The 9,946-nt window shown below is 65.1% G+C and carries 9 protein-coding genes and 1 pseudogene; 5 read left to right on the top strand and 5 right to left on the bottom strand.

The features are described 5' to 3' along the window. Positions 1–245 precede the first annotated feature (245 nt). Positions 246–827, top strand: coding sequence for an elongation factor P hydroxylase (locus BIS11_RS04645; RefSeq protein WP_253420169.1), 582 nt, complete (start codon positions 246–248; stop codon positions 825–827). On the opposite strand, the gene BIS11_RS04640 is transcribed toward BIS11_RS04645, so the two are convergent. Together BIS11_RS04640 and BIS11_RS04635 are read right to left on the bottom strand one after the other, a co-directional pair. Continuing rightward, a complete protein-coding gene (locus BIS11_RS04640; protein ID WP_253420171.1) occupies positions 803–1,282 on the bottom strand; it encodes a hypothetical protein in 480 nt (159 codons plus the stop codon). The two genes, BIS11_RS04645 and BIS11_RS04640, sit on opposite strands and share 25 nt — an antisense overlap. A 1-nt stretch (position 1,283) precedes the next feature. Then, positions 1,284–2,144, bottom strand: a complete 861-nt coding sequence (locus BIS11_RS04635; RefSeq protein WP_253420172.1) for a TatD family hydrolase — start codon at positions 2,142–2,144, stop codon at positions 1,284–1,286. 162 nt (positions 2,145–2,306) lie between these two features. Here BIS11_RS04635 and BIS11_RS04630 point away from each other — a divergent pair, with 162 nt between their 5' ends. Continuing rightward, positions 2,307–4,217, top strand: coding sequence for an ATP-binding cassette domain-containing protein (locus BIS11_RS04630; protein ID WP_253420174.1), 1,911 nt, complete (start codon positions 2,307–2,309; stop codon positions 4,215–4,217). A 42-nt stretch (positions 4,218–4,259) separates the two neighbouring features. Here BIS11_RS04630 and BIS11_RS04625 read toward each other — a convergent pair whose 3' ends face one another. Beyond that, positions 4,260–4,712 (bottom strand): universal stress protein, encoded by a 453-nt coding sequence (locus BIS11_RS04625; protein WP_227390808.1) that lies wholly within the window; start codon positions 4,710–4,712, stop codon positions 4,260–4,262. Positions 4,713–4,880: 168 nt separating this feature from the next. Between BIS11_RS04625 and BIS11_RS04620 the strand changes: the two genes are divergently transcribed. Next, positions 4,881–5,393, top strand: coding sequence for a preprotein translocase subunit YajC (locus tag BIS11_RS04620; protein ID WP_253420179.1), 513 nt, complete (start codon positions 4,881–4,883; stop codon positions 5,391–5,393). On the opposite strand, the gene slyA is transcribed toward BIS11_RS04620, so the two are convergent. Continuing rightward, positions 5,390–5,842, bottom strand: coding sequence for a transcriptional regulator SlyA (gene slyA, locus BIS11_RS04615; RefSeq protein ID WP_253420182.1), 453 nt, complete (start codon positions 5,840–5,842; stop codon positions 5,390–5,392). The two genes, BIS11_RS04620 and slyA, sit on opposite strands and share 4 nt — an antisense overlap. Positions 5,843–5,916: 74 nt before the next feature. After that, complete coding sequence (locus tag BIS11_RS04610) at positions 5,917–7,068, bottom strand: DUF5924 family protein (RefSeq protein WP_253420184.1); 1,152 nt, start codon at positions 7,066–7,068, stop codon at positions 5,917–5,919. 252 nt (positions 7,069–7,320) lie between these two features. Here BIS11_RS04610 and fadB point away from each other — a divergent pair, with 252 nt between their 5' ends. After that, on the top strand, positions 7,321–9,492 hold the full coding sequence (gene fadB, locus BIS11_RS04605; protein WP_253420186.1) for a fatty acid oxidation complex subunit alpha FadB: 2,172 nt from the start codon (positions 7,321–7,323) through the stop codon (positions 9,490–9,492). A gap of 26 nt (positions 9,493–9,518) precedes the next feature. Further along, a pseudogene (gene fadA, locus BIS11_RS04600) lies at positions 9,519–9,946 on the top strand (acetyl-CoA C-acyltransferase); the annotation flags it as partial.

The following is a 9,946-nucleotide window of genomic DNA, read 5'->3' as shown; positions in this document are numbered from 1 at the left end:
CTGTGCGAGCTGCGCGCCGCAGATCGGCAGCGCCAGCGTCAGCAGCATTCGCGTTTCAGGCCAGTAGGTGGTTTTGATACGATGAGAAACGGCGCCCACGGGAAGGCTCCTGTAAAAAAGCGGGACCAAGAAAGGGCGCTAGCGTAGCAAATTCCGGCCGTCTTGGCTCATGAAACCGGCGCTTTGCACCATCATGGTGCTCTCGCGCCATGCTCTTCCATCTATTTCGATCGAAGCGAACTCACGTGACACTATCCTCCGAGCGCTGGACGCTTGCCGACATCATCGCGCTGTTCGACGGCCTGTTCGCCGACACCTATCAAACGCGGCTGATCAAGGGCGGCGACGAGCCCCTGTACATGCCCGCCGACGACGCCACGTCTTGCCATCGGGTGATCTTCGCTCGCGGCTACTTCGCCAGTGCCCTGCACGAGATCAGCCACTGGTGCATTGCCGGTGCCGAGCGCCGCCTGCGCGAGGATTACGGCTACTGGTACCTGCCGGATGGCCGTGACGCCGACCAGCAGGCGGCCTTCGAGCGTGCCGAGATCGCGCCCCAGGCGCTGGAATCTCTCTTCACTCACGCCTGCAATCGCCCCTTTCACGTCAGCGTCGACAACCTCGGAGGCGCAGTGGAGGTCGACCGCGCCGCCTTCGAAGCCAAGGTGCTCGCGCGTGCCGAGCGGTTCGAGCGCGAGGGCCTGCCTCTGCGCGCCCGGGCATTTCGCCACGCGCTGAAGCGTTTCTACCAGGACGGCGAGCCGCTGGCGCACGCCGTGGCCGCCGGGCGCGCGATACTCGATCAGGCGTCCTGGGTCAGGCGCTGATGCATCATCAGCATCACCTCGATCTCGTGCTCGGCGCGCATCGGCTCGAGGCCCCGGTCGCTGAAGATGTCGTTGCGCAGGCGGTGCCACTCGCCGCTCGAGAGCGAAGCGTAGAGCACCTGGGCCGGCGCCAGCTCGACGAAGGGGTCGAGCCCGTAGGTATCGAAAAGCCGGGCGAGCGCCGCCTCGTCCTCCCCGTTGTCGCTGGTGTAGAGCGTGGCGGAGAAGTGGTCGTTCTCGAGCTCGCGGATCACGTCCAGAGGGCTCACGCCCAGGCTTTCGAGCTCCTCGAAGCTGTAGGCGCCCGAGACATTGGTGTCCTCGTCGATCCAGCTGTCGTCGGGCTGGATCAGGGTGTGCTTGATGCGCCCGTCCGGCAGCGACCAGGCGATCGCCAGCGGCAGGCCATCCTCGTCACCGGTCTCGATGGCGATGAATCCGGGGTAATCGGCCACGTCAGGCCTCCTTCACGGCGGTGTCGATATTGAAAAAGCGCAGGGCGGTGCGGGTGGTCTCGCGCGCCAGCGTCTCCTCGCTCACCTCTCCCCAGCGGGCGATCTCGGTGGCGATCCAGGGCAGCAGCGCCGGTTCGTGACGCCGCCCCTTGAGCTTCGCCGGCAGGTTGCGCGGCAGAAGATACGGGCAGTCGGTCTCGATCATCATTCGGCCAAGCGGAATCTCCTTTACCAGCGGACGCAGGTGATGGCCGCGGCGCTCGTCGCAGATCCAGCCGGTCAGGCCGATGTGCAGATCGAGATCGAGATAGCCGTAGAGCGTGCTGGCCTCCCCGGTGAAGCAGTGGATCACCGCTGGCGGAATGTCGTCGCGCCACGCCTTGAGGATCTCTTGCATGCGCGTGCCGGCGTCGCGCTCGTGCAGGAAAAGCGGCAGGCCGCTTTCGGCGGCGAGCGCCAGCTGCGCTTCGAACGCCTTCTCCTGCTCGGCGGGGGTGGAGAAGTTACGGTTGAAATCGAGCCCGCACTCGCCGACCGCCACCACGCCTGGCCGGCGATAGAGCTCGGTCAGGCGTCGCTGGACGTCCGTGCTCCAGCCGCTGGCGTCGTGAGGGTGCACGCCGGCGGTGGCATAGAGGCCGGGATGGCGCGCCGCGAGCTCGATGGCCTGCTCGGCGTGGGCAACGTCGGTGCCGGTCACGATCATCGTCGTCACGTTGGCCGCCTGGGCGCGCGTGATCACCGCGTCAAGGTCGCGCGCGAAGCTCTCGTGAGTCAGGTTGGCGCCGATGTCCACCAGCGCCTCGCGCGGGCGAAACCGCAGTGCTTCGGGTAATAGGGTATCCGTTTTCGGGGCGGTCACACCAGGCTCCTGGATCGTCGTGTTCGGGCATTGGGACAGGCACGCATTGTAACGTTTTAAGCGCGAGCGCGCCCGGTGGTAAGGGGCACCGGCGGATTCGATTTCACCGTTACCCCGGGCCATACGTTACACTGTGCGCCTGACGACGATGGAGGATACTGCGTGACCCTGCTACGACTAGAACAGCTACAACTGGCCTACGGGACACACGTTCTGCTGGATCGCGCCGAACTCACGGTGGAAAAGGGCGAGCGGCTGGCACTGGTGGGGCGCAACGGCACCGGCAAGTCGACGCTTCTGAAGCTGGTGGCCGGCGAGATCCAGGCCGATGACGGCACCGTGTGGCGCGCGCCGGGCCTCAAGATCGGCGTGCTGGCCCAGGAGCTGCCCGAATCCTCCGGCATGACCATCTTCGACGTGGTGGCCATGGGCCTGCCGGAAGCCGGCGAACTCCTGTCCGAATACCAGCACCTGATCAACGACCCCGACCCGGACATGAACCGGATGGCGGTGCTCCAGACACGCATCGAGGCGATCGACGGCTGGTCGTTCCACCAGCGTATCGACGTGGTGCTGACGCGCCTGGGGCTGCCGCCCGAGGCGGAGATGAACGCGCTTTCCGGCGGTTGGCGCCGGCGTGTGGCGCTGGCCCGCGCCCTGGTCTCGGAGCCCGACCTGCTGCTGCTCGACGAGCCCACCAACCACCTGGATCTCGACACCATCGGCTGGCTCGAGGAGCAGCTTCTGGCCTTCAACGGCGCGGTGCTGCTGATCACCCACGACCGGGCGTTTCTGTCCAAGCTCGCCATCAGCATCCTCGAGCTCGACCGCGGCAAGCTCGGCCGCTACCCGGGCAAGTACGAGGAGTACCAGGCGCGCAAGCAGCACGAACTCGAGGTGGAGGCGCGCGAGAACGCCGAGTTCGACAAGAAGCTCGCCCAGGAAGAGGCGTGGATTCGCCAGGGCATCAAGGCGCGGCGCACCCGAAACGAAGGGCGCGTGCGCGCGCTGGAAGCGATGCGCGCCGAGCGCGGCCAGCGCCGCGAACGCCAGGGCAGTGCGAACCTGTCGGTGGATAGCGGCGAGCGTACCGGCAAGCGGGTGGTCGAGCTCAAGGGCGTCACCCAGCGCTTCGGCGCCGACAAGATCCTCGACGATCTCAATATCGAGATCGTGCGCGGCGACCGCATCGGTTTTCTGGGCAGAAACGGCGCCGGCAAGACCACGCTTTTGAAGATTCTGCTCGGCGAGCTCGAACCCACCGAAGGCAGCGTACAGCTCGGCACCAACCTGAAGGTGGCCTACTTCGACCAGCTGCGCGCCGGGCTCGAGCTCGAAAAGACCGTCTACGACAACGTCGCCCAGGGCAGTGACCGGGTGAGCGTGGGCGGGCGCGACCGCCATGTGATGAGCTACCTGCAGGACTTCCTGTTCACCCCGGACCGGGTACGCCAGCCGGTCAAGGCGCTCTCCGGCGGCGAGTCCAACCGGCTCCTGCTGGCCAAGCTCTTCACCCAGCCCGCCAACGTGCTGGTGCTCGACGAGCCGACCAACGATCTCGACATGGAGACCCTGGAGCTTCTGGAAGAACTGCTGCTCGATTTCGATGGCACGCTCTTGCTGGTCTCCCACGACCGGACCTTCATGGATAACGTGGTGACCAGCATGTTCGCCTTCGAAGGCGACGGCGTGGTGCGCGAGTACGTGGGCGGCTACACCGACTGGATCCGCCAGGGCGGAAAGCTCCCCCCGGCACCCTGGGAAGGCGCGGCGCGTCAGAATCGCGAGCCCGTCAAGACCGAGGAAAAACCGTCCATCAAGCCGAAGGAGGAGCCGAAAAAGTCGGCCAAGCTCTCCTACAAGCTGCAGCGTGAGCTCGACGGCCTGCCTGGCGAGATCGAGCGGCTCGAAACGGAGGTGGCCGCGCTCGAAGGGGTGATCGGCGAGCCGAGCTTCTACCAGAAGCCCGCCACCGAGGTGACCGCCAAGCTCGGTGAGCTCGAACGTGTTCAAACGCGGCTTGAGGAAGCGATGGAGCGCTGGATGGAGCTCGAGGCGATGGCCGGCGAGTAGGGCGCCCGCAGGAGAAAGGCGCCCGCAAGGGCGCCTTCGTGGTCATTCGTCGGTCTGTTCGCCTTTGCGTCCGACGCGCACCGCGAGCACGTCGCAAGGCGCACCGTGAAGCACGCCGGTGGAAGTGGAGCCCAGGAGCAGAGCGAAGCCGTGACGCCCGTGAGAGCCCACCACGATCAGGTCCACCCCGTGATCGTTGGCGAAGCGGTGGATCTCGGTATCCGGCATGCCCACCACCACGTGCTGGTCCTGCGGCTCGACGTGGGGCGTGGCGATCTCGGCCAGGCGCTTCTTGGCGTGATCGTCGAGCTGGTCCTGGATGCTGGTCAGGTCCATCGGGATGTCGCCACCGTAGGCGAAGCCCAGCGGCTCCAGGGTATGCATGATCGAGATCTTGGCGTTGGCGTTGCGCTCGGACACGGCGATCGCCCGCTCGAGCACGCGATGCGAGTCCTTGGTCAGATCCACCGCGACCAGAATATGGTGATAGCTCATGGTCCGTCTCCTGTGTCTTTTGCCAGCAATGTCTTTTACCAGCGTGTCTTTGCCAACAAGGAACATCTTTGTAGGTAATCTTTACTTTAAGCGCAACGCCTGCGCTTAACAACGATCCATGTCATGGTTTTTGCAAAGCGGTGGCGGGTCCTTTAGCGGAGAATCTTCATGCAGTGGCTGATCGTTTTCGGGGTCGTGATGTTCGTGATCGCGCCAGTGATGTGGCTCAAGCCCAGCCCGCGCCAGAAGCGTCAGGTGGGGCTCAGAGCGTGCGCAAGAAAACAGGGCGTCATCGTCCAGATGGAGAAGCCCCCGCTGCACCACTTCAAGGGCATGATGCCCGCCTATCGCTGGAACTATGCGCAAGACGCGCCGGGGCCGGACTTCGTGCTGCTGCGCGAAAGCGAGGCGAGCGATGCGCTGGCAAGCTTTCACGCCGGCTGGCGCTGGCGCATCGCTCCGCTGCGACCGCTTTCGGATGACGCCGAGACGGCGCTGAAAGCGCTGCTCGAACGCCTGCCCCGGGATGCGCTGGTGATCGAGTCGAGCGCTCGGGCGCTGACGCTCTGGTGGTGGGAATCCCAGGGGGCCGAGCGCTTCGGGCACTACGCCCACTCCTTCGCCGCGCTGCGCCAGATGCTGGGCGGTCACGCCGATCACCTGGCGCCGCCTCAGCGTTAGGCGCTCGAACCTTCCTGGTCACGCGCCTGGATGGCCAGTCCGTTGGATTCGATCAGCGCGAGCCATTCGTTGAGCTTCTCGAGCTCGTCGTCGTTCAGGCCGTCGAAGATCTCCCGGCGCGCCTGCTGGGCGACGTGCTCGATCTTCTCGAGCAGCGGCGCCGCCTCGGGGGTGAGGTAGATGCGCTTGCTGCGCCGGTCGTTGTCGCAGGCGCGACGCTCGATCAGTCCCTGCGCCTCGAGCTGGCCGAGGGTGCGCACCAGCGACGGCGCCTCGACGCCGATCGCCTTGGCCAGGTCGCACTGCGGATGCCCCTCGCCCAGCCGCCCCAGATGATAGAGCGTGACCCAGCGCGTTTGCGTCAAACCCAGCGGCGCCAGCCGTCGATCCAGAATCGAGCGCCACAGGTGCGGTAGACGCGCAATTCGAAATCCAATCGATGAACCCATAATATCGCTGCTCGTAAGTGTGATACCCGAATTGTCATAACCTGCCGCGCTGAATGCAAGCGCCTGGCCCAACCCTAGGGAGCGTCGCCCTCAGCGCTGGGTTCGCGTCCGGGAACGAAGCGACCGAGATTCAGGCGGCTCAACCCGCTTGCCCGGATACGCCCGTCGGCAAGCGTCGCCTCGTCTTCCTCGTCGGCCACGGTGAAGCGAATCAACCCCAGGCGCTGCCCGCCGGCGGTCATGATGTCGACGCGCCAGTCGCCCCGCGGGTCCTCGGGGAAGTTGAGCTTGTGACTCCAGGCCCGGTAGCCCTGTTCCCGGCCGCCGCTGATGTCGAGCGTTACCGTGTCCATCTCCTGGCCGTTGTGATGCCAGGCGTGGTAGATGGTTTCACTCAAGCCGCGCGGGGCGCGAATGGCGGTATAGACGTAGACCCCGTTCGCCTCGAGCGCCGTCGGCGTCAAGGCCATTTCGCCTCGCGGCGTACGCTGCGTCGTGTCGAATCCCGGCGACAGGGCGCTTCCGGTCATCCAGAGGGTGGCCGGCGGTACCCAGACGCGCCCGATCCAGCCAGCGAAGGCCACGCCGAGCAGCAGCGCCAGAAACAGGCACCAGCGCGCGAGCGAGCGCTTCTTGACCAGGTTCCAGAAGCTCGGCAGCGCGATCAGCACCGTCAAGCCGAGCGCCAGCAGCAGGCTATGGCCTGTGTCGAGATGCACCATGATCGGCAGGATGACCAGCAGCACCAGAAACACGCACTGGGCGTGAAACAGGAAGTAGAGGCTGCGCGATCGCCCGGCCAGCTTGTAGTAGAGCGGATCGATGATCGAAAAGATCGCCATGAACACCACCAGCGCCGCGAACACCAGCTGGCCGCTGTTCCACACCGTGGTGATGAGGATGAACGGCAGGGTGAAGAACAGCGTCTCCTGGTGGATCATCTGGGCGATGAAGGTGGTCACCGCGCGCGGCAAGCCTTCCTGCCCGCGCCTTCGCAGCAGACGTGACAGCAGCCCTTCGCACAGCATCAAGGCCCAGGCCAGCAGCAGCCCGAGCGCCAGCGCTGCCCCCAGCCACTGCTGACGGTCGACCAGAAAGAAGCTGCCAAGCCCCGCCGCGAAGGCGACGGGCGGCCAGAGAAAGGTCCAGGGTTTGACGAACGCGACGATGCGCTCGGCCCGGGTGCGCAGCGCGGTAACCCGGGCGGGAGTCAGGAAAGCGCCCATGACGGTGAACTCAGCGGGTAAACCTCCATGATCGTCGGCTTTGCAACGAAAGTCGATAGATGGCCCTCGCGCCTTGCGCCACAAGGGCCCATGCTGTGAACATCGGCGGTGAAGGGCTTGGAAGTGTCCGACAAGCGCGGGGCAGGCTTGACGATCCTGAACGACTCGACCAAGCTAAGGCGATCAAACGACCGTATGAAATGCGCGGCAGGCACCTCGCGAGGTGCGCCCGAACCTGTGGAGATAGCGCGGATGATCTATCAAGGCAACGCCATCACGGTGGAGCGTCGTGACACCCAAGGTGGCAACAGCATCGCAACGCTCACCTTCGATCTGAAGGACGAATCCATCAACAAGCTCTCCAGCGCCGTGGTAAAGGAGCTGGGGGAGGCGGTCAGCGCGATCGAAAGTGAGCGCGACTTGAAGGGCCTGCTGATTCGAAGCGGCAAGGACGTCTTCATCGTCGGCGCCGACATCACCGAGTTCCACTCGCTGTTCGACAAGGGCGAAGCGTACCTCGAGCAGATGAACCTCAAGGTTCACGACATCTTCAACGCCATCGAAGACCTGCCGTTTCCCACCGTGGCCGCGATCAACGGGCTGGCGCTCGGCGGCGGCTGCGAGGTGCTGCTGACCTGCGATTTTCGCGTGATGAGCGAGAAGGGCAAGATGGGCCTGCCGGAGACCAAGCTCGGCATCCTGCCCGGCTGGGGTGGCTGCGTGCGCCTGCCGCGGCTGATCGGCGCCGACAACGCCATCGAGTGGATCGCCGGCGGCAGCGAGAACCGCCCGGACGCCGCGCTGAAGGTGGGCGCGGTGGACGCCGTGGTCGCCCACGAGCAGTTGGAGGCCGCCGCCCTCGATCTGCTCGATCGTGCCAATACCGGCGAGCTCGACTACCAGCGTCGCCGCGACGAGAAGAAGGGACCTTTGAAGCTCAACGCCATCGAGCAGATGATGGCCTTCGAGACCGCCAAGGGGTATGTGGCCGGCAAGGCAGGACCGCACTATCCGGCGCCCATCGAGGCGATCAAGGTGATCCAGAAGGGTGCCGGCGAAGAGCGCGGCCGCGCCCAGGCGATCGAAGCCAAGGCGTTCGCCAAGCTCGCCATGAGCCCGGTGGCCTTCAACCTGGTCGGCCTGTTCATGAACGACCAGGTGGTCAAGAAGAAGGCCGGCAAGTACGAGAAGCTTGCCCGCCCGGTCGAGCAGACTGCGGTGCTGGGCGCGGGCATCATGGGCGGTGGCATCGCCTACCAGAGCGCCTCCAAGGGCACGCCGATCCTGATGAAGGACATCAAGCCGGAAGCCATCGAGCTCGGCTTGAAAGAGGCGCGCAAGCTCTTCGGCAAGCAGGTCGAGCGCAAGAAGTTCACGGTCGAGGAGATGACCGAGAAGCTCACCAACATTCGCCCGACGCTCTCCTATGGCGACTTCGAGAACGTCGATCTGGTGGTCGAGGCGGTGGTCGAAAACCCGAAGGTGAAGGCGGGTGTGCTCGCCGAGGTCGAGAAGAGCGTCGGCGAGAACACCATTCTCACCTCCAACACCTCGACGATCTCGATCAACCGGCTGGCCCAGAGCCTTGAGCGCCCGCAGAACTTCTGCGGCATGCACTTCTTCAACCCGGTGCACCGCATGCCGCTGGTGGAAGTCATTCGCGGCGAGAAGACCTCGGATGAAGCCGTGGCCGCCACCGTCGCCTACGCCCGCGCCATGGGCAAGACGCCGATCGTGGTCAACGACTGCCCCGGGTTTCTGGTCAACCGCGTGCTGTTTCCCTACTTCGGCGGCTTCAGCTTTCTGGTCGAGCAGGGCGCGGACTTCCAGCGCGTCGACAAGGTGATGGAGAAGTTCGGCTGGCCGATGGGCCCGGCGTATCTGCTGGATGTGGTCGGCATGGATACCGCCGTGCACGCCAACGAGGTGATGGCGGAAGGCTTCCCGGAGCGCATGGCGCGCGAGGGCAAGACCGCCATCCAGGTGATGTACGAGAACGACCGCCTGGGCCAGAAGAACGCCAAGGGCTTCTACGCCTACGAGGAGGACAAGAAGGGCAAGCCGAAAAAGGTCACCGATGAAAAAGCCTACGAGCTCATCAAGCAGGTCACCGGCGAGCGCAAGGAGTTTTCCGACGAGGAGATCATCGCGCGGATGATGACGCCGCTGTGTCTGGAAACCGTGCGCTGCCTGGAGGACGGTATCGTCGATACCCCCGCCGAGGCGGACATGGCGCTGATCTACGGCATCGGCTTTCCTCCCTTCCGCGGCGGGGCGCTGCGCTACATCGATGCCATGGGGCTCGACACCTTCGTCGCCCAGGCCGAGAAGCTTGCCGAGGAGCTCGGCCCGCTCTACGCGCCCACCGAGAAGCTCAAGCAGATGGCGCAAAACGGCGAACGCTTCTACCAGGCCAAGGCCTGAGTCACCGCGTACAGGAGAGAGATGAGATGAGTTTGAATCCGAGAGATATCGTGGTGGTCGACGGCGTTCGTACCGCCATGGCCAAGGCCAAGAACGGCGCCTTTCGCAACGTGCGCGCCGAGAATCTGTCCGCCGCGGTGATGCAGGCGCTTTTCGATCGCAACCCGAACATGGACCCGTCGGAAGTCGACGATGTGATCTGGGGCTGCGTCAACCAGACCCTGGAGCAGTCGATGAACATCGCCCGCAACGCGGCGATCATGACCGGCATTCCGCGCACCGTGCCGGCGCAAACGGTCAACCGGCTATGCGGCTCGTCGATGACCGCGCTGCACATCGCCGCGGCCAACATCAAGGCGGGCATGGGCGACATGTACGTCATCGGCGGCGTCGAGCACATGGAGCACGTGCCCATGGCCCACGGCGTCGACGTCAACCCGGCGGCGAGCAAGTA

Source organism: Halomonas sp. 707D4, from assembly GCF_024158685.1.
GTDB lineage: Bacteria > Pseudomonadota > Gammaproteobacteria > Pseudomonadales > Halomonadaceae > Vreelandella.
This window is presented reverse-complemented; position numbering and strand designations above follow the sequence as displayed.

Excerpts from the sequence above, each read along its gene's own strand:
- slyA (WP_253420182.1), bottom strand. The coding sequence starts at position 5,842 with ATGGGTTCATCGATTGGATTTCGAATTGCGCGTCTACCGCACCTGTGG.
- fadB (WP_253420186.1), top strand. The coding sequence starts at position 7,321 with ATGATCTATCAAGGCAACGCCATCACGGTGGAGCGTCGTGACACCCAA.
- BIS11_RS04610 (WP_253420184.1), bottom strand. The coding sequence starts at position 7,068 with ATGGGCGCTTTCCTGACTCCCGCCCGGGTTACCGCGCTGCGCACCCGG.
- BIS11_RS04625 (WP_227390808.1), bottom strand. The coding sequence starts at position 4,712 with ATGAGCTATCACCATATTCTGGTCGCGGTGGATCTGACCAAGGACTCG.
- BIS11_RS04620 (WP_253420179.1), top strand. The coding sequence starts at position 4,881 with ATGCAGTGGCTGATCGTTTTCGGGGTCGTGATGTTCGTGATCGCGCCA.